The organism is Cellulomonas sp. P5_E12, assembly GCF_054049315.1.
In genome coordinates this window covers 102079-121487 of sequence record NZ_JBFUMP010000008.1, presented here as the reverse complement: position 1 = coordinate 121487, position 19409 = coordinate 102079, and the positions used below count along the sequence as shown (strand labels likewise).

Annotated in this window: 15 protein-coding genes, 1 tRNA gene and 1 pseudogene; 8 read left to right on the top strand and 9 right to left on the bottom strand. The window is 73.7% G+C overall.

What is annotated here, in order from left to right; translation table 11 throughout:
* The first annotated feature begins 158 nt into the window (after positions 1-158).
* A complete protein-coding gene (locus ACXJKA_RS09210; protein ID WP_456824893.1) occupies positions 159-3413 on the top strand; it encodes an ATP-binding protein in 3255 nt (1084 codons plus the stop codon).
* 61 nt (positions 3414-3474) lie between these two features.
* Here ACXJKA_RS09210 and ACXJKA_RS09205 read toward each other — a convergent pair.
* Positions 3475-3548, bottom strand: a tRNA-Met gene (locus ACXJKA_RS09205).
* A 97-nt stretch (positions 3549-3645) separates the two neighbouring features.
* Complete coding sequence (locus tag ACXJKA_RS09200; protein ID WP_456824892.1) at positions 3646-6627, bottom strand: UPF0182 family membrane protein; 2982 nt, start codon at positions 6625-6627, stop codon at positions 3646-3648.
* A 140-nt stretch (positions 6628-6767) separates the two neighbouring features.
* Here ACXJKA_RS09200 and ACXJKA_RS09195 point away from each other — a divergent pair, with 140 nt between their 5' ends.
* Positions 6768-7346 (top strand): PPA1309 family protein, encoded by a 579-nt coding sequence (locus ACXJKA_RS09195; RefSeq protein ID WP_456824891.1) that lies wholly within the window; start codon positions 6768-6770, stop codon positions 7344-7346.
* A gap of 3 nt (positions 7347-7349) precedes the next feature.
* On the opposite strand, the gene ACXJKA_RS09190 is transcribed toward ACXJKA_RS09195, so the two are convergent.
* Entirely contained in the window at positions 7350-8459 is a 1110-nt protein-coding gene (locus ACXJKA_RS09190) for a YlbL family protein (RefSeq protein WP_456824890.1), read from the bottom strand.
* A gap of 23 nt (positions 8460-8482) precedes the next feature.
* Positions 8483-9544 (bottom strand): NAD-dependent epimerase/dehydratase family protein, encoded by a 1062-nt coding sequence (locus tag ACXJKA_RS09185; protein ID WP_456824889.1) that lies wholly within the window; start codon positions 9542-9544, stop codon positions 8483-8485.
* Positions 9545-9609: 65 nt separating this feature from the next.
* Between ACXJKA_RS09185 and ACXJKA_RS09180 the strand changes: the two genes are divergently transcribed.
* Positions 9610-11013, top strand: coding sequence for a zinc-dependent metalloprotease (locus ACXJKA_RS09180; protein WP_456824888.1), 1404 nt, complete (start codon positions 9610-9612; stop codon positions 11011-11013).
* Between the two features lie 365 nt (positions 11014-11378).
* On the opposite strand, the pseudogene ACXJKA_RS09175 reads toward ACXJKA_RS09180, so the two are convergent.
* A pseudogene (locus ACXJKA_RS09175) lies at positions 11379-11906 on the bottom strand (YgjP-like metallopeptidase domain-containing protein); the annotation flags it as partial.
* Positions 11907-12097: 191 nt separating this feature from the next.
* On the opposite strand from ACXJKA_RS09175, the gene ACXJKA_RS09170 reads away from it, so the two are divergent.
* Positions 12098-12256, top strand: coding sequence for a DUF5679 domain-containing protein (locus tag ACXJKA_RS09170; RefSeq protein ID WP_370504085.1), 159 nt, complete (start codon positions 12098-12100; stop codon positions 12254-12256).
* A gap of 112 nt (positions 12257-12368) precedes the next feature.
* Positions 12369-13406, top strand: coding sequence for a thiamine biosynthesis protein ThiF (locus ACXJKA_RS09165; protein ID WP_456824887.1), 1038 nt, complete (start codon positions 12369-12371; stop codon positions 13404-13406).
* 7 nt (positions 13407-13413) lie between these two features.
* Here the strand turns inward: ACXJKA_RS09165 and ACXJKA_RS09160 are convergent, their stop codons facing one another.
* The 3 genes from ACXJKA_RS09160 to ACXJKA_RS09150 form a co-directional block, all read right to left on the bottom strand.
* Positions 13414-13767, bottom strand: coding sequence for a WhiB family transcriptional regulator (locus ACXJKA_RS09160; protein WP_456824886.1), 354 nt, complete (start codon positions 13765-13767; stop codon positions 13414-13416).
* Positions 13768-13909: 142 nt separating this feature from the next.
* The gene (locus ACXJKA_RS09155) at positions 13910-14104 is read right to left on the bottom strand and encodes a hypothetical protein (protein ID WP_456824885.1); all 195 of its coding nucleotides are present in this window, start codon (positions 14102-14104) and stop codon (positions 13910-13912) included.
* 150 nt (positions 14105-14254) lie between these two features.
* Positions 14255-16255 (bottom strand): ATP-dependent helicase, encoded by a 2001-nt coding sequence (locus ACXJKA_RS09150; RefSeq protein ID WP_456824884.1) that lies wholly within the window; start codon positions 16253-16255, stop codon positions 14255-14257.
* A gap of 160 nt (positions 16256-16415) precedes the next feature.
* On the opposite strand from ACXJKA_RS09150, the gene ACXJKA_RS09145 reads away from it, so the two are divergent.
* Entirely contained in the window at positions 16416-16676 is a 261-nt protein-coding gene (locus ACXJKA_RS09145) for a mycoredoxin (RefSeq protein WP_456824883.1), read from the top strand.
* Positions 16677-16678: 2 nt separating this feature from the next.
* Here the strand turns inward: ACXJKA_RS09145 and nudC are convergent, their stop codons facing one another.
* On the bottom strand, positions 16679-17656 hold the full coding sequence (gene nudC, locus ACXJKA_RS09140; RefSeq protein ID WP_456824882.1) for an NAD(+) diphosphatase: 978 nt from the start codon (positions 17654-17656) through the stop codon (positions 16679-16681).
* A 99-nt stretch (positions 17657-17755) separates the two neighbouring features.
* Between nudC and ACXJKA_RS09135 the strand changes: the two genes are divergently transcribed.
* The gene (locus ACXJKA_RS09135; protein WP_456824881.1) at positions 17756-18697 is read left to right on the top strand and encodes a phosphotransferase; all 942 of its coding nucleotides are present in this window, start codon (positions 17756-17758) and stop codon (positions 18695-18697) included.
* The gene (locus tag ACXJKA_RS09130) at positions 18694-19392 is read left to right on the top strand and encodes a tyrosine-protein phosphatase (protein WP_456824880.1); all 699 of its coding nucleotides are present in this window, start codon (positions 18694-18696) and stop codon (positions 19390-19392) included. The genes ACXJKA_RS09135 and ACXJKA_RS09130 overlap by 4 nt, the downstream gene beginning before the upstream one ends.
* Positions 19393-19409: the final 17 nt, after the last annotated feature.

The window sequence follows — 19409 nt, the reverse complement described above, 5'->3', positions numbered from 1 at the left end:
TCGCCTGGCACCGTCGGTGGTCCCGTCCCTCGGTCGTGGGATCTGGCTAGAGAGGTACTACAGCGCCTAGATTATCTGTCGAGCAACCGCACGAGCGCTCCAACTCGCACCACGCCACTCAGACGACCAGATGCGGAGCCGGCGGACAGGAGACGGACATGAGCGTGACGCTCGTGCACGAGGGCCCCGACCGGGTCGGGCCACCGGCGCTCACGCAGCCATTGCGCCTGCAGGTGCTCGGTCCGCTCCGGCTGTGGCGAGGCACCACCGAGCTCGACGCCGGACCGCGCCAGCAGAGCTATCTGCTGGCGCTGCTCCTCGCTCGGGGCGGCCGTCCCACCGGCGCCGCGGAGCTGATCGACCTGATCTGGGGCGAGGGCGCGCCCGCGAGCGCGTTGAACGTGATCCACAAGCACATCGGTTCGCTGCGGCGTCTCCTGGAACCCGACCTCCCGTCCCGCGACGCGGGCACCTACCTGGTGCGCCGGGGCGCCGGCTACGTGTGCGCGGCAGGAGCGGACGTCCTCGACCTCGCGGCGTTCCGCCATCTCACCGGCGCTGCACGATCAGCCCTCGCCGCAGCCGACGGGACGACAGCACTCGACCTGTTCGTCGAGGCGCTCGGTCTGTGGAGCGGCCCGGCGGGCGACGGGTGGGCGCACGGGCCTGCGGCCGCGTCGATCTTCGCCGGCCTCGACGACGAGTTCTTCCGGGCCTGTGTCGACGCCACAGGGGTCGCGCTGTCCCACGGTTGCCCCGAACGGGTCCTGCCCGCACTGCACCTCGCCGCCACGATGGCGCCTCTGCACGAGCCGGTGCAGTCGTGCCTGATGGACCTGCTGGGCGCTGCGGGCCTCCAGGCCGAGGCGCTCGCCGTATTCGACACGGTGCGCAGCCGCCTGGTGAACGACCTCGGCATCGATCCTGGAGCTTCGCTCGCGGCCGCGCACCACCGGGTGCTCGCGCAGACACGATCGTCGACCTCCGCCACGCAGCCTGCCCCGCCCTCGGGCACTGCGGCTGGGGACACGGGCGTCCCGGGACGACTTGTCGGCCGCTCGGACGAGATCGCCACGTTGCGCCACGCGCTCGAACCGACCTTCGCCGCGAGAACAGCAGTCGTGCTCCTCGAGGGTGAGCCCGGGGCCGGGAAGAGCCGCCTCCTGGAGGAGCTCGCCTGCCACGCTGCGGCACGTGGCGCTCTCGTCGTGCGGGGCCACTGTCTGGAGGGCGAGGGGACCCCCACGATGTGGCCGTGGATCGAGGTGGTGACCGGCCTCGTCGACGCCATGGCGCCAGACCGGCGCGAACGATGGCTCTCGCGCGATCTCGGCCACCTCGTCGGCACCGACGCGGCCTCGTGGCCGACGCTCCCGATCCCGGACAGCAGCGCCCGGTTCCGCCTGCAGGAGCAGCTGGTCGACGTCATCGCGGAGTCGGCCCGGGAACGACCCGTGGTGATGGTGATCGACGACCTCCAGTGGGCCGACCCCAGCTCGCTGCAGGTGCTCGAGCACGTCATCGCCCGACTCCCTGCCGGCAGCGCCGCCGTCGGCGCATCTCGCGACTCCTGCCCCTCGCCCAGCCCCGACCTGTCCCACATGCTCGCCGCAGCCAGCCGCGCGCCCGGACACCGCCGGGTCAGGGTGGGGCCTCTGAGTCCGCCCGAGGTCGCCGAGCTGGTCCAGCTCGAGACCGGCGTCGTCCCGACCACGGAGATCGCCACGCTGGTGCACAGCCGCACGGGGGGCAACCCCTTCTTCGTGCAGGAGCTGGGCCGGCTGTGGACGGCCGGCGAGGCGGCGTCCAGGCCGGCGGTGCTGAGCACCGGTGTGCCCCTGACGGTCCGCGACGTCGTCCGCGACCGCCTCGGCGCACTCGACCACGAAGCGCAGAAGCTCCTGGAGGTCGCAGCGCTGGTCGGCCGGGACGTCGAGATCGCCGTGCTCGCCCGGGCAGCATCTCTGGACGTGTCAGCCAGCCTCGGACGCCTCGAGCCCGTGCGCGCCCTCGGCCTGATCGGCCCGAACCCGGGAGATCCGTACAGCTACCGCTTCGTCCACGACCTCGTGCGGCAGGCCGTGTCCGAGGCGATCCCACCGGGCCGCGCCGCCGCGCTCCACGGACGGATCGCCGATGCCCTCGAGGGCGCCGGGCTCGGCGGAGAGTCCGTCGCCGAGAGGGTCGCCCACCATCTGTGGGCGGCAGGTCCCCTGGGCGATGCGGCCCGGACGGTCGACGCCCTGATCCGCGCCGGAGCCCGGGCCAAGGAGAAGACCGCGCTGGGCGCGGCAGAGCGTCAGCTCAGATCTGCCGTGGAGCTCGCGCGCCGATCGTCCCTGCTCGAGCTGGAGCTCGAGGCGCTCTCGCAGCTGATCGCCGTCGTCGGCATGCGCTCGATGTACGGCCGGACGTCGGTGAGCCTGCTGGAGCGGGCGGAGCAGGTTGCCCGGGGCCTCGATCGCGAGCGGGATGCCGCCGGGTTCCTCTTCTCACGCTGGACCGCGCACGGCCAGGGCCTCGAGCTGGAGACCAGCGGCCCCCTCGCTCGTCGGCTGCTCACGCAGGGCACGGCGTCCGACGACCTGGTCGTCCGCATCTACGGGCAGGCCGCCTGGGGGATCCACCAGTGGCACCTGGGCAACGTCGGAGAGTCGTTCCGTACCCTCAGCGCGTTGCACTCCGACGGCCGTTCCGAGGAACGCGCGGCAGACCCCGACCCGGTCCGGGACGGTCTGCAGCTCCTCACCGCCGGCACGTTCGCCGAGATCTCCGCGTACCACGGGGACGCCGCACAGGCGCGAGTGCTCCACGACCGGCTCGAGACAGCGGCCGGTGACGACCCCTACGCGGTCACCGTCGCCACCACCATGGCGGCTCGGACCGCCGCGGTCGTCGGTGATCCCGAGTGGGCACTCGGCCGCAGCGAGCGTGGGATCGCAGTCGACCCGCACTTCTCCTTCGTCTTCCTCGGGACCTACCTACGGCTGGCCCGGTGCTGGGCGATGGCGATGAGCGGGCGCGACCCGGGTCCGGCGTCGGACGAGGCGGAACGACTGATCCTGATGAACCTGTCGAACCCGGTTCGCTCGTGCGTCTCGACCTGGTACGCGCTGCTCGCCGAGATGCGCATCGCCGCGGGGTCGCTGTCCGCCGCGTCCGCGGCCCTCGATCGTGCCGACGACTGCCTGGAACGCTACGGCCAACGCTCGGCAGAAGGGCTCGTGGTCCTGGTGAGGGCGCAGCTGGCTGCGGCCGCCGGCGACCATCTCGGCGCCGTCCGCCTGGCCGAGCGTGCCCGGGCGGTCGCGATCGGCCGGGGCGCGCACCTGTTCGCGAGTCGGGCCGAGCTGCTGCTGACCTCGCTCCAGGTCTCGCCGGTTCCCCGAGCGGTCTCAGCGGTGCATCGCTGAGCAGGGGGATCGCGTGAACGACGAAGGCCCGGACCATCAGGTCCGGGCCTTCGTCTTCTTGTAGCGGGGGCAGGATTTGAACCTGCGACCTCTGGGTTATGAGCCCAGCGAGCTACCGAGCTGCTCCACCCCGCGTCGGTGAGTACAACTTACCCCACGCCCCAGGGGCGACCAAATCGCGAACCCCCTGATCGGCGGTGGCGTGCGTCACCACCGCCGATCCGGGGCGCGGTCACTCGGCGAGTCGCGCCTCGGCGTCGACGGCGTTCTGCACGGCGGTCTCGAGCCGCTTCTGCGCGTCGCCGTAGGCTCCGAAGTCCCCGATCGCGAGGGCGGCCTGGCTCTCGGAGATGGCCTGCTTGGCCTGCTGCAGCGCGCGGTCGAGGTCGGCGCGGGCCGTCGCGTCGGTGCCCGTGTCGGTCGGCGCCGGCGCCGGCGTCTCCGTCCCGGTGGCCGGCGGCGCGGTGCCCGCGTCCGGTGGCGTGCCGGTGTCGGGCGAGGTGCCGGCATCGCCCGCGTCGGCCCCGGAGTCGCCGCCGAACACCTGGTCGAGGGCGCCGTCGAGCGTGTCCGCGAAGCCGATGTCGTCGCCGAACGCCACGAGCACGCGCTGCAGCAGCGGGAACGTCGTCCCCGCCCGGGCCTGGACGTACACCGGTTGCACGTAGAGCAGCCCGCCGCCCATGGGCAGGGTGAGCAGGTTGCCGCGCACGACCTGGGAGTCGCCACGCCCGAGGATGTTGAGCTCGTTGGACACGGTCGGGTCGGCGACGAAGTTGTTGTTCACCTGGCCGGGACCGGGCACCGTCGAGTCGCGTGGCAGCTCGAGCAGGCGCATCTTGCCGTAGTCCGCCGAGGGTTTCCCGGCCTCGCCGCCCGCGTCCGCGTCGACCGCGAGGTACCCCGTCAGCACGTTGCGCGCGTTGGTGCCGGTGGGGATGAACGTCGACATCAACGAGAAGCTGGCCTCGTCCTGGTCCGGCATCTTGAGCGTCAGGTAGTACGGCGGCTGCTGCACGGCGACGCTGCTGGTGGGGTCGTTCGGGTTTGCCCAGAAGTCGTTGCCGGAGAAGAACTGGCCGGCATCGGTCACGTGGTACCGGGCCAGCAGGAAGCGCTGCACCTTGAACAGGTCCTCGGGGTAGCGCAGGTGGCTCATGAGATCGCCGTCGATCGACGACAGCGGCTCGAGCGTCGACGGGAACGTGCGGTTCCACGCCTTGAGGATCGGGTCCTCGGCGTCCCACGCGTAGAGCGTGACCGAGCCGTCGTAGGCGTCGACCGTGGCCTTCACCGAGTTGCGGATGTAGTTCACGGTCTTGGGCTGCAGCGCCTGGACGGTCTCGGACGACTCGGTGAGGGAGTCCGTCGTCGCCTCGTCCAGCGGCCGCGACGCCGAGTACGGGTACTGGTCGGACGTGGTGTAGCCGTCGACGATCCACTTGACCCGGCCGTCCACGACCGCCGGGTACACCCGGCCGTCGAGGGTCAGGTAGGGGGCGACCTTCTGGACGCGATCGCGCGGGTCGCGGTCGTAGAGGATCTGCGAGTCGCTGGTCACGCGGTCGGAGAACACGATCTGCTCCGAGCCGAACTTCAGCGCGTACAGCAGCTTGGTGAGCGGGTTGCCGATCGTCGGACCTGCGGACACCGTCTGCGTCGGGAACGTGCTGTTCACCGCGCCGCCGGAGGCGTCGTCCGGGTAGTCCAGCTCCCACGGCTTCGTGCCCTCGGGCGCACCGACGATCGAGTACGCGGGGGCCTTGGGGCTGAAGTAGATGCGCGGTTCGTACTCGCCCATCGAGCCCTCGGACGGGATGCCGCCCTCCCAGAAGGCCGGCGCGCCGCGGACCGCGGTGGTGTTGCCGTAGGCGGCGACGACGCCGAAGCCGTGGGTGTACACCGTGGAGTCGTTGGTCCAGTTGCGCTGCTGGGCGTCGAGGCCCTCGAGCGACAGCTCGCGCACGGCGATCACCGTGTCGCGGCTCTGGCCGTCGATCGTGTAGCGGTCGACCGAGAGCGAGTCGGGGAAGTCGTAGAACGCGCGGATCTGCTCGAGCTGCTTGAACGACGGGCTGACGATCTGCGGGTCGAGCAGCCGGATCGACGCCGTGGTGTCGGCGTCGGCCCGCAGCGCGCMGGCCTCGGCCGTGACCTTCGCGTCGTAGTCCGTCTTCTCGACGTCGTCCAGGCCGTAGGCGTCGAGCGTGGCGCCGATGTTGCGCTGGATGTAGTCGGCCTCGGCGTCCTGCTGGTTCGGCTGCACCTGGAAGCGCTGCACGACGGCGGGGTAGATGCCGCCCACCGCGATCGCGGCGACGACCATCAGGCCAACCCCGATCGCCGGCAGGCGCCAGTTGCCGCGGATCGCGGTGACGATGAACATCGCGGCGACGAAGATCGCGATGCCCGCCAGGATCGCCTTCGACGGGATGACGGCGTGCACGTCGGTGAACGAGGCGCCCGCGAACTTCTGGTCGCGCTTCGTGTTCATGAGGATCGAGTAGCGGTCCAGCCAGTAGCTCGCGGCGATGAGCAGCATGAGCACCGCGGCGATGACCGACAGGTGCACGCGGGCAGCCCGCGTGGTGCGCGGCGCTCCCCCGCGCGGACCGCCCACGCGCAGGCCGCCGTAGAGGTACTGGGTGGCGAGCGCGCCGATGCCCGCGAGGACCGTGACGGCCATGAGGAACGAGACGACGAACCGCAGGCCCGGCAGCGTGAACAGGTAGAAGCCCAGGTCGATCCCGTACTGCGGGTCGGTCTTGCCGACGGGCGCGCCGTGCATCCACAGCTGGATCGTCTGCCACTGCTGCGAGGCCGCGGCGCCGGCGAACAGGCCGAGCACGGCGGGCCCGACGATCATCACCAGGCGCCGCAGCGGCTCGATCGCCTCGCGGTACTGGTCGAGGTTCGCCTGCTCCTGCGTCGACGGCGCGTACACCGGCCGGGACCGGTACCCGAAGCTGAGGCTCCAGAACACCGCCCCGGCCATCACCACGAACCCGAGCACGAACAGGATGGCGCGGGTGCCCCACTCGGTCGCGATCACGTTGGTGAAGCCGAGCTGCCGGTACCAGAGCACCTCGGTCCACACCTGGGCGAGGATCAGCACGAGGATGACGATGGCCCCGAGGACGATCAGCGTCGGGGCGAGCGCCCCGCGGCGCCGCCGTGGCGCGGTGCGGGGTCGGGGCGGGCTTCCGAAGGTCACGGCGTGGCGGTCCTCGTCGTCGGCAACAGGGTGGACGCGGTCGCGGACCGCGCCGAGCGCCGCGCACAACACGCACACCACTCGCACGCTGAACGTGCCGGTCGAGGCACAGGTTCCCACACGGATGCGACCATGAGGCCGTGTCCGTGAACCCTGTGAACCCCCTGAACCCCGTCGCGCCTGCCTCCCCCGCCCTCGCCGCTCTGGCGGACTCCGTCCGGGAGATCGAGCACCACGTCGCCGCCGCGGGCTGGGACGGCCCGGTGCGCGTGTTCGCGCTGGTCCGCACGCAGGCGATGCTGACCACGGAGCCGGGCCTGGCCGCGCAGCTGGATCCCGCCGTGCTCGCCGCGGCCCGCGCGGAGCCGTGGCACCTCACCTCGGTCGAGCAGGAGGAGCTGCCGGAGTCGCCGGACCTCGAGACCCTGCTGGCCGGCCTGTCGTGGCCGTCGACGGTCGACGGCATGGCCGTCACCGTCGAGCGCGTGGTCCTGCCGCCCGCCGCCGAGGAGGCCATGCCGCAGGACACCGACGCCGCCCTGGACTACCTGCTCGGCCACCCCGAGCGGCAGGACGTGCGGCTGGTCGTGGGCGCCCTGCGCGACGGACCCTCGTGGTGCGCGGTCCGCACGCGGGCGAACGACACGGAAGAGCAGGTCGGCCAGGGCCCGGACCTCGTGCCGGGGCTCGTCGCCGCGGTGCGCACGACCCTCGAGTAGCCGCTACTTCGTGCAGGTGGGCAGGTCAGCGCCCGTCCCCGCGCCGATCGCGGTAATGGCCTCGCGGGCCTCGTGCAGGGTCGAGATGCGCACCACCCGCAGCCCCTCCGGGACGTGCCCGACGACCTCGTCGCAGTTGGACGCCGGCGCCAGGAACCAGGTGGCACCGTCGCGGTCCGCCCCCGCGAGCTTCTGCCGGATGCCGCCGATGGGCCCGACCTCGCCGGTGACGTCGATGGTCCCGGTCCCCGCGATGTCCTTGCCGCCCGCCTCGTCCTCGGGGGTCATCTTGTCGACGATCCCCAGCGCGAACATGGTGCCGGCGCTCGGACCGCCGATGTCGTCGATGCTGATGGTCACGTCGACCGGCAGGTCGAAGGTCGGGTCGATGTAGACGCCGATCTGCGCACCGCCGTCGTCCTTGGTGGCCGTGACGATCGGCACGTCGACGGCCTGGCCGTGCCGGCGGACCGTGAGCGTGACCGTCGCGCCGGGCTCGACAACGTCGAGCAGCTCGATCAGGCCCTGGTAGTCGGGCACGGGGGTGCCGTCGAGCGCGACGATGACGTCGCCCTCCTGGACCTTGCCGGCCGCGTCGGTGCCGTCGACGGTGCCGGCGACGACGAGAGTGGCCGGCACCTCGTAGCCCAGCTCCGTGAGGGCGGCGACCGTCGCGTTCTCCTGCGACGACACCATCTCGGCGGTGTTCGACTTGTCGATCTCGTCCTGCGTCTGGTCCGGCGGGTACAGCAGCTCGACCGGCTGCACGACGACCGACCGCGAGAGCCAGCCCTGCAGCACGCCCACCACGCTGGACGGGAACCCGGGGCCGCCGGTGCCCGAGACCGTGGTCAGGCGCAGCTCGCCGGTCGAGTCGTAGGTCTCGGCGCCGGAGATCTGGATGAGCGGCGTGCCGTCGTGCTCGCCCAGCACGTCGCGCGTGGGGCCGGGGCTGTTCACCGCGTACGGCACCGGCAGCACCACCAGGAGGGCGAGGAGCAGCGCGGTGACCAGCATGCCGGCCGAGAGCATGATCGATCGCGGGCTGACGCGCTCGGGCTCGGCCAGGACCTCGTCGGAGCCGTCGAACGGGGAGGGGGGCTGGTCCAGCACGCCCACATCATCCCTTGTCGGGCTCATGGTCGACGACGCGCCCGTGCCTGACGCCACACCGCGGCCGTGGCGATGAGCGCGACGGCCGCCCCTGCCGCACCGAGCGCAGCGGCGTCGCGCGTGCCCACCCGCCGCCCGGCCACCGCGACCCGGCCCTGCACGCCCTCGAGCAGCACGTCGAGGCAGGCGGCGCTGGACCAGCGGGGCTCCCAGCCCGCGGACCGCAGCCGGTCGGCCGCGACCGTCCACGGGTAGACCACGAACGCGAGCTCCGAGGCCGGCGCCGGCAGCACGCCCACCCGGTGCAGGCGCTCGGCGGTGCCGAACGCCGTGGCCGCCGCCAGCTCGATCCGACGCATCCCGGCCGCCGCCTCGACCTGCGACGGCTCCAGCACGTCGGCCGCCCCGACGGTCAGCACGCCGGCCATCGCGTGCTCCACCGCGAACCTCGCCGCCCCCGCGAGGTCGTCGACGTGGACGAACTGCCACTGGCGGGACACCCCGCGCACGGTCAGCAGCCGCGGCGCCTCGAAGTGCCGCGTGACGAGCGTGTCGACGCCCGGGCCGACGACGGCCGCCGGCCGCAGGATCGTGACCAGCGGGACCTTGCGGCGGCTGCCTCGCGCCAGCACCGCCTCGGCGGCCAGCAGGTCGCCGACCAGCCCGTCGCGAGCGGCCTCGTCGGCTGAGGGCAGCGGGTCGGCGTCCTGGACGACCGGCCGGTCCGGCCACGCCCCGTAGACGACCGCCGACGAGATCGCCACGACGTGCCGCGCTCCCACAGCCCGCGCGGCGGCGAGCGCGTGCTGCGTGTGCGCGACGATCGCCGCCTCCCGCTCGCGTCGGCCCTTCACGGCGGAGGCGACGAGGTCCCCCGGGTGCGCGACGAGCACGACGACCGTCGCTCCCGTGAGCACGTCGGCCGGGTTCTCCGCCGGCACCTCCTCGACGCTCCGCACCTGGCCGCCCCAGGCCGCGGCGAGCGCGGCCGCGATCGGTCCGCGGCCCACGACGACGACGTCGTCGGCACGCTTCGGCGCCGTCGGGCGCCTGCTGCGCCCTGAGCGAATCTGCTCGCCCACCATCCCTCGTTCCTGTGCCGCGCGGTTACCGTGGTCCGCAGCCGGCCCTATCGTCGCAGGAGGTCCCCGTGAGCCCCGACAACTCCGCTGTCCCCGGAGCCGATGGTGGCGTGCCCGCCTGGGAGCAGGTGATGCGCGCGATGCTGGGTGACAGTGCCGACGACGCGATCCGCGAGCTGCAGGAGCGCGGCTTCGACCCCGCCGCCATGGCCGCCGCCTCCGGCCTGCCCGACGACCCCGCTGCGCTCCAGCAGGTGTTCGCGCAGGTCCAGGCCCTGCTCTCCGCCTCGGGCGACGACCCCGTCAACTGGCAGATGGCCCACGACCTCGCCCGGCAGCAGGCCGCCGCCGGGGGCGACCCGACGCTCACGGCGGCGCAGACGCGGCAGGTGCTCGACGCGCTCGCCGTCGCCGAGCTCTGGCTCGACGCGGCCACGGACCTCCCGCCGTCGACCGGCGCCGCGCGCGCCTGGAGCCGGGCGGAGTGGGTCGAGGCGACCCTGCCGACGTGGCGGACGCTCACGGAACCCGTCGCGTCGTCGCTGTCGATCGCCCTCGTCGGCGCGCTCGGCGGGGCCCTGTCCGACGGGCCGGACGATCAGCCCGCGCTGCCCGGCGGCATCGAGCCGGGCCAGCTGCTGCGCCAGCTGGGGTCGGCGGTGTTCGGCATGCAGGTGGGCCAGGCCGCGGGCACCCTCGCGCACGAGGTGTTCGGCACCACCGACATCGGCCTCCCCCTGCTGGACCGGCCCGCCCCGGCGCTCGTCGCGGCCAACGTGGACGCGTTCGCCGAGGGTCTCGATGCGCCGGCCGAGGAGGTCCGCCTGTTCCTCGCGCTCCGCGAGGCCGCGGCCACCCGGCTGTTCACCCACGTGCCGTGGCTCCGGTCGCACCTCCTGGCGACGGTCGAGACGTACGCGCGCGGGATCACCATCGACGCCGACCAGCTGGAGGAGGCCGTCCGCTCGATCGACGTGACCGACACCGCGGCGCTCCAGCAGGCTCTGTCCGGCGGTGTCTTCGCGCCGCACACGACGCCCGCCCAGGTTGCCGCGCTCGAGCGGCTGGAGACGGCACTCGCCCTCGTCGAGGGCTGGGTCGACGAGGTCGCCACCACCGCCGCGCTCCCCCACCTGCCGCACACCATGGCGCTGCGCGAGATGATCCGCCGGCGCCGCGCCGCGGGTGGTCCGGCCGAGCAGACGTTCGCCAACCTCGTCGGCCTCGAGCTGCGGCCGCGCCGCCTGCGCGACGCCGCGGCGCTGTGGGCGCAGATCGGCCGCGACAAGGGCCCCGCCGCCCGCGACGCCGTGTGGGACCACCCCGACCTGCTGCCCGGGACCGAGGACCTCGACGACCCGTCCGGCTACGCCGCCCGCCGGGCCACCGCCGTGGACGACGCCGCCGAGGTCGACCGCGCGCTCGCGGAGATCCTGGGCGAGGACCCGGACGCCGGCCCGACGGCGCCGTAGGGGCGTCCGGCCGAGCTCGTCGGTCCCGCGCCGCCCAGCGGTCCGGGTCGGAGCCGACGGTCGCCGAGCTCGTCGGCCCCGCGCCGCCCAGCGGTCCGGGCCGGAGCCGACGGTCGCCGGTCTCCTGGGCTCCGCGCCGCTCAGCGATCTCGGTCTGAGTCCACGTCGCCGAGCTCGAGCTCGAGCTGGCCGATCGCGTCGTCGTCGGCAGAGAGCTCGTCCGCCGCGAGCTCGTCGGCGGTCAGCTCGTCGGCCGTCAGCTCGTCGGCCGTCAGCTCGTCGGTGACGACGTCCTCCGGCTCGTCGAGGCCGCCGTCGTCGACCTCGTCCGCCGGCACGTCGACGCCCGGCTCCCCGTCGGGCTCCCCGTCCTGGGACGCGCCCCGCTCGGCGGCGTAGGCGTATCCCTCGAGGAAGCCCCGTGCACGCGCCGTGCGCGGAAAGCCGTCCAGCTCCGCCCAGAAGTCCGGGCCGTGCCCGGCGTGCAGCAGGTGCGCGAGCTCGTGCAGCAGCACGTAGTCGAGCACCCACCTCGGCATGCCGCGGACGCGGTCGGAGATCCGGATGGTGCCGTCGGACGGCGTGCACGACCCCCACCGCCGGCCCTGGTTGCTCGACCAGCGCACGCTGGTGGGCCGCGCCCGGCCGCCGAGATAGCGGGCGGAGAGGTCGGCGGCGCGCGACGAGAGCTCGTCGTCGGACGGCCGGCGTCGCCGTTCCTGGGCCGCGAGCCGGGCGAGCATGCGCCGCACCCACTCGTTCTCCTGCGCCCGAGTGAACCGCGCCGGGATGGCCACGATGGTCCGGTCGCCCTCGCGCCAGGCCGTCACCGTGCGCACGCGCTTGCGCGAGCGACGGATCTCGACCTGCGACAGGTCCTGCGTGGGCTGCACACGAGCACGGTAGCGCGGGCCGCCGACCCGCTCCGGTTCACCCAACGCCGCACGGCGCGTCCTGCACGATTCCGCGGGCGGTGGGGGGCTCGACTACTACTGTGGACGTCGCGCGGGCGTTGTTGCACCACCACGCCCGGCCGCCGGCCGGCGGTTCCCCGGTCCGGTGCACGACACCGAGGGAGGGCCCCATGGCCGAGACGTATGCAGGCGAGTTCTACTGCGTGAAGTGCAAGGAGAAGCGCGAGGCCGAGGGCGACGTCGTGATCTCGGAATCCGGTCGAAGGATGGCCAAGGCCACCTGTCCGGTCTGCGGCACGAAGCTCAACCGGATCCTCGGCAAGGCCTGAGCCCACCAGCACCGCCACGGGGCACCGTCCGCCAGGACGGTGCCCTTCGGCATGCCCGGCGCCTGTGGACGACTCCCGTCGGGGAGCGCGGCGCGCTGCCACAGTGACTCGCATGCGACTGCGAGCCGGGCTGCGGGTGCTGCGCCGCACCCCCACCGAGGTCCAGGTGGGCACGGACCCGCGCTGGGCCGTCCGGCTGCCGGACCTCACGCGCGCCGAGACGGAGCTCCTGCTCGGGGTCGACCCGCGAACCGACCTCGCCGGTCTCGACGCCGCCGCCGCAGGCGTCGGCATCGACGCGGACCGGGTACGCGACATCGTCGGCACCCTGGCCGCCGCCGGTCTCACCGAGGACCTGCCCCCGCGACCGCTGCTCCGGGGGCCGGCGGCGGTCGACGCAGACGTGTGGTCCCTGCTGCGCGCGGACGCCGACGGACTCGGCCTCGTGCGCGGGCGCGCGGACCGGGTCGTCGGGGTCCTCGGGCTCGGGCCCACCGGGCTCGGGGTCGCGGTCGGGCTCGCGGCGGGCGGCGTCGGGACCGTGCTGGTCGACGACGGTCGCCCGGTGCGGTCGACGGACGTCGGAGTCTGCGGTTACCGGTGGTCCGACGTCGGCTCGGTCCGCGAGCAGGTGGCCGCCCGGCTCGTGCGCGACGTCGCCCCGCACGTCGCCACCGTGTCCGACCGCCGCCCCGACGTCGTGGTGCTCGTCGAGGCCCGCGTCGCCGATCCCCTGCGCGGCCCGGTGCTGGTCGCGGGCTCCACCGCCCACCTGTCGATCGTCGTGCGCGAGGCCGACACCGTCGTCGGTCCGTTCGTCGTCCCCGGGTCGGGGCCGTGCCTGCGGTGCCTCGACCTGCAGCGCGCCGACGCCGACGCCGCGTGGCCCTCGCTCGGGGAACAGMTGCGCGCCGACCGGGTCGTCCCGGGCGAGGCCGGCGCCGTCTCCGCGGTCTGCGCCGGGATAGGCGCCGCGGCGGTGCTGGCGCACCTCGACCGCGAGCCGGGACTGGCGCCGGGCGCCACCTACGAGGTCGGTCTGCCGGACGCGATCCCCCGTAGACGCACGTGGGCGGTGCACCCCGAGTGTGGGTGCACCGCCCTCCCGGCGTCGCTGGTGGGCGCGCAGGGACGTGTCACGGCCGGCTGAGTCGCGATCAGGCCGCGGGAACCGCGTTCTTCCGGGGGCGACCACGACCGCGCTTGGTCGCGACCACCACACCACCGACGAACACCTCGCCACCCCAGACGCCCCAGGGCTCCGCACGCTCGATGGCGCCGGCCAGGCAGCCCTCGATCAACGGGCACTCGCGGCACAGGGCCTTGGCCCGCTCCACGTCTGCGGTCCGCTCGGCGAACCACAGCTCGGGGTCGCCCGCCCGGCACGGGATGAAGTCGGCGACCATCTGGTCGAAGGTCTGGCGGTCGTCAGTCGCCGAAGTGCTGTCGGTGAGGGGCCATGGACCGGATCCGCCGTGGTTCACCGTGTCGAGCAGCGTCGTGAGCCGCACGATGTCCTCCTGATGTCCTTGCTGGTGAGGATGTTGCGTCGGTGCCGGACCGACCGCCCACCCGTCCACCCGACTCATCGGGAGAAACAGAAAGGCCGCGGGTCCGAGTTCGGACTCCGCGGCCTGAGGCCCTCTGTGAGGGTCAGATCATGGGAGTCCGGATCAGGTGCTGACGGGGATCGGTCGCCGTACGACGCTTCGCAGTGCCGCCTGTGAGCTCCAGGGCCCCGCCGCCGATGGGCAGGGCGATCCCCTGGGACCGGAACGTGACGGGTGCGACGAGTCGCGGGAGGAACGCATATGCGTTCGGCGTCGCGATCATCGTGATGCTCTCCATCAGTGCACCCACCCCCTCTCCGGCTCGGACCCTCGCAGTTTCTGCGCGATCCCTCTACAAGGACGTCGCCCAACCTAGGACAGGCCCAGAAACGCGGACAACCGATTTAACGAAGATTTGTCGACGAATTTCCGCCAACCGGAAATCGGCTCACCGCACGGGTGCCTGGAGCGCCGCCCGCACGGTCGCCAGGACGTCCTCGCCGATGCCGGCGAGGGTCGTCGGCCCCACCCCCCGGACCGACCCGAGCTCCTCGAGCGTGCCGGGGCAGCGCTCGGCGATGGCGCGGATGGTGGCCGTCGTCAGTACCGATGCCGGCTGCCGACGTACCTCGACCGCGTGGGCGTCCCGCCAGACGGTGAGACGGTCCACCACCTCCTGCTGGCGGTCGTCGAGATCGCGTCGCGGGCCCGTGGTCCGGCGACGCTCGTCGGGCCACAGGTCGGTGAGGAAGCGCGACACGCCTCGGCTGGCCCGGGCGCGCGGGTGGCGGGCTCGCGAGTACGACAGCTGGAGGTGCTCCCGCGCACGCGTGATGCCGACGTAGAGCAGGCGCCGCTCCTCGGCCACGGCCGCGTCCGTCTGCGCCTGGACCGTCGGGAGCAGCCCGTCGGAGAGGCCGACCAGGAAGACCGCGTCCCACTCCAGCCCCTTGGCGGCGTGCAACGACGCGAGCGTCACCCCCTCGACGGTCGGCGCGTGCTGGGCGGCGGCACGCTCGTCGAGCTCCGCGACGAGGTCGGACACCGTCGGCTCGCCCCCGCCCGGGGTGGGAGCCGCGGCCAGCGAGTCGGCGAGGGTGACCAGGGCCTGCAGCGCGTCCCAGCGCTCCCGCGAGGCACCGCGGCCCTCCGGCGGGGTGTCCGTCCAGCCGGCGCTGCGCAGGATGTCCCGCACCGACTCGGGCATCGGCACCCCCGGGTCGGCGGCCCGCGCGCCGCCGCGCAGCAGCACCATGGCCTTGCGCACGTCTGCACGGGCGAAGAACCGGGCGTTCCCGCGGACCTGGTACGCGATGCCGTGGTCGGCGAGCGCCGCCTCGAAGGCCTCCGACTGCACGTTGGTCCGGAACAGCACGGCGATGTCGGCCGGCGACACACCCCGGCGCACCAGGTCCGCGATGCCCTGCACGACGCCCGCGGCCTCCGCGTCGTCGTCCGGGTAGGCGACGTACGAGACGTCCGGACCGTCGGGGCGCTGGGCGCGCAGCGCGAGCGGGGCGGGGCCGCCCGCCTTGCGCGCTGCGTCCATCACGTGGTTGGCGAGACCGACCACCTGAGGCGTGGATCGGTAGTCGCGGACCAGCTCCACCGTCGTCGCCCGCGGATACGTAGCCGTGAACGAGGTGAGGTGGTGGGCCGTCGCGCCGGCGAACGAGTAGATGGTCTGGCTCGGGTCGCCGACGACGCAGAGCTCCTGCCGACCGCCCAGCCACTGGTCGAGCAGGTACTGCTGCAGCGGGCTGACGTCCTGGTACTCGTCGACGACGAAGTGCTGGTACTGCTCGCGGACCGACTCGGCGACGTCGCGGCGCTCGGCCAGCATGGCCGCCAGCAGGAGCAGCACGTCCTCGAAGTCGATGACGCCCTGCTGGTCCTTGGCCGACTCGTAGGCCGCCATCAGGCGGGCGACCGACTGCGGGTCGACGCCGCCCGGCCCAGGCCGGTCCGTCGCGGCCGCCGCCTTCGCGTAGTCGTCGGCGGTGACCAGCGAGACCTTGGCCCACTCGATCTCCGAGGCCAGGTCCCGCACGCTCTCCCGGTCGGTCTCGAGACCCACCAGCGTCGCGGCGTGCGCCACCAGCTTGACCTTCTGCTCGAGGATCCGCGGCGGCGGACCGCCCACGACCTTGGGCCAGAAGAAGCCGAGCTGGCGCAGCGCCGCGGCGTGGAAGGTCCGGGCCTGGACGCCCGACGCACCGAGCAGCCGCAGCCGGGTCCGCATCTCCCCGGCGGCACGGGCCGTGAAGGTCACCGCCAGGACGTTGGCGGGTCGGTACGCGCCGACCTGGATGCCGTAGGCGATGCGGTGCGTGATCGCCCGGGTCTTTCCCGTGCCGGCGCCCGCGAGCACGCGCACGGGTCCGCGCAGGGTGGTCGCGACGGCGCGCTGCTCGGGGTCGAGCGCATCGAGGAGGGCTTCGGCGGACATCGGGCTCAGTCTCGCAGCCCCCGCCCACAGCTCGTGCGTCCCTGTGCACCTCGGGTACCGTCACCCGACCGTGCGACCTCGGGAAGAGACCGGGCCGCGCGCGCGTTCACCCCGTGGGCGACGATCTCGCCCCGACGACCAGACGAGCGACCGAGGACCGATGACCACGCAGACCCTGCCCGACGCCGGCACCATCACGATGTACTCCACGACGTGGTGCGGGTACTGCCGCCGGCTCAAGACGCAGCTGGACTCGGCGGGTATCGGCTACACCGAGGTCAACATCGAGGAGCACCCCGACGCGGCGTCGCTGGTCGAGTCCCTCAACGGCGGCAACCAGACGGTGCCGACGGTCGTGTTCCCCGACGGGTCCGCCGCGACGAACCCGTCGCTCGCGCAGGTGCGCGACCGGCTCGTCTGACCTCAGAGCGGTCCGCCGAACCACTCCTCCACCAGGGCGCGGGCGATCGACGCCCGACCCGGCGGGATGACCTCGCCCGACCGCACCGCGGCCGCGAGCTCGTCGCGGGAGAACCACCGGGCCTCGGTCAGCTCGAGGCCGTCGACGGTCACGTCCGTCGACTCCGCCGTGGCGCGGAAGCCCAGCATCAGCGACGCCGGGAACGGCCACGGCTGGCTGCCGCGATAGCTGACGGCGCCGACGAGCACGCCCGCCTCCTCGGCGACCTCGCGGCGCACGGCGTGCTCGAGCGACTCCCCCGCCTCGACGAACCCCGCGAGCGTCGACCACCGGCCCGCAGCCCAGTGCGCGGCGTGCCCCAGCAGCAGCCGGTCGTCGGCGTCGACGACCGCCATGATGACCGCCGGGTCCGTGCGCGGGTAGTGCTCCGACGCGTCGACGACGCACACCCGCGTCCAGCCCGACTGCTCCACTCGCGTCTCGGCCCCGCACCGCGGGCACCGGGGATGGCGCGCGTGCCACGAGTCGAGCGCGACCGCCGTCGTCGCGAGCCCCGCCTCCTGCGCGGTCAGTCCGGCGCCGATGTCGCGCAGGGACACCCAGCCCAGCCCGTCGGGCAGGACCGGCTCCGGGCTCGGCGTCGGGACGGACGGCGCGGCGTGGACCAGGACGTCCGACGCATCGCCGACGCGCGGCGCCGGTCGGCGCTCCGGCACCCGACGTGCCAGGTACGTCTCGCCGGCGTCGGAACGCCCGAGCAGCAACCAGTCCCCGGGGTGCGGGAGGAGCGCGGCGACCTCCCCGGGCGAGAGCAGGGCCACCCCCGGTTCCGGGGTCGCGACGACCGCGCCGTCGCAGACGAGGAGCACGCGGGTCGCCTCGTCGGCGAGGGCCCGGGGCACCGCGTCGTCGTCGCCGCGCAGCAGTGCGGCTCGGTCGACACCGGCGCGGGACAGGGGGAGGTCATCCGTAACGATCACGCGGTCACGGTACGCGGAGGCCCGTTTCTGGACGATTCGGGCGGAGACACGCCGCGCCGCTCGGCCAGGACCGCTCGGTGGCCCGCCTATCCTTGGCGCGTGGTCCGATCCCCTCTCGCCCTGGCCGCGCTGGCGACCGTCGCCGTCCCGGGACTCGATGCCTTCGACGTCCGACGGCCCGCCCAGCCCGGGTCCGACTTCGACACGGCCGTCGTCATTGACGCCCACCGCAACCGGTGGGTCGTCCGCGCGCCCCAGCACGCCGCCGCCGGCGCGGCGCTCGAGGCCGAGGTCGTCCTGCTCTCCGCGCTGGCCGAGCAGGTCGAGCGCGGCAAGCTCCCGTTCGCGGTCCCGGCACCCGTCGGCTTCGCGCACCTGCCCGAGGGCGGGCGTGCGGCGGTGCACGCCGAGATCCCCGGCGAGCCTCTCCGTCTCGAGCGGCTCGTGCCCGGGCCGGGCCTCGCAGCCGCGCTCGGTCGCGCGATCGCCGCCGTGCACGAGCTGCCGACCAGCCTCGTCGAGGACGCCGGCCTGCCCGTGTACGACGCGGGCGAGTACCGCCAGCGCCGCCAGGCCGAGGTCGACGAGGCCGCTCGCACCGGGAAGGTCCCGCCCGCGCTGCTGCGGCGCTGGGAGGAGCGGCTCGAGGACGTCGCGCTCTGGCGCTTCCGGCCCACCGTCGTGCACGGCGACCTCACCAGCGACCGGGTGCTCGCCGCCGGGGACTCGATCACCGGCATCCTGCACTGGGGCGACGTCTGCGTCGCGGACCCGGCCGACGACCTGGCCTGGCTGCTGGTTGCGGCCGCGCCCGACGTGACCGACTCGATCATGGAGGCGTACCAGCTGCGCCGGACCGAGCTCACCGACCCGCACCTCGCGGACCGCGCCCTGCTCGCCGGAGAGCTCGCGCTCGCGCGGTGGCTCCTCTACGGCGTGCGCAGCCAGGACGACGAGATCATCGACGACGCGGTGGCCATGCTCGAGGATCTCGACGCCCACACCCGCCAGGACACCGAGGCGACCTCGCTGCTCGCGTGACCGACCGGACCGTCGCGTGGGGCGGTCTGCACAACGCGCGCGATCTCGGCGGGCTACCTGCCGGGACGTCGACGACCCGGTTCGGGCGCCTCTACCGCACGCCGCGCCTCGACGGTCTCGACCAGCGGGGTTGGGACGAGCTCGTCGACGCCGGGGTGCGCACGATCATCGACCTGCGCAACCTGCACGAGATCGCTCCCCTCACGCTGCCACCGGCGGTCACGCGGTACCACCGGCCCGTCGAGGTGTGGGACGACGCCGACTTCATGGCGCGGTGGCGCGCCGTGCTGAACTCGCCCGCCTACTACAGGGCAAACCTCGACACCTGGCCGCACCTGGTCGTCGAGGTCGTCCGCACGGTCGCCGAGGCTCCCGACGGCGCCGTGGTGATCCACTGCTCCGCGGGCAGGGATCGGACCGGCCTCGTCACCGCGCTGCTGCTCTCACTGGTCGGCGTGCCGCGCGACGCGATCGTCGACGACTACGCGCGCAGCGTCATCGCCATGGACGCGTACGCGGCGGCCGGGTACGGCGACGAGGCGCCGCGGACCGCCGACGAGCTGACCGCGTGGCTCGCGGACGTGACCGGCCACCTGCGGGCCCTGCTGGACGATCTTGACGTCGCCGACTACCTCACGAGCAACGGCCTCACGGACGCGGAGCTCGCGCGGGTGCGAGCGCGACTGCTCGACTGAGGCGGCCCCGGCGCGAC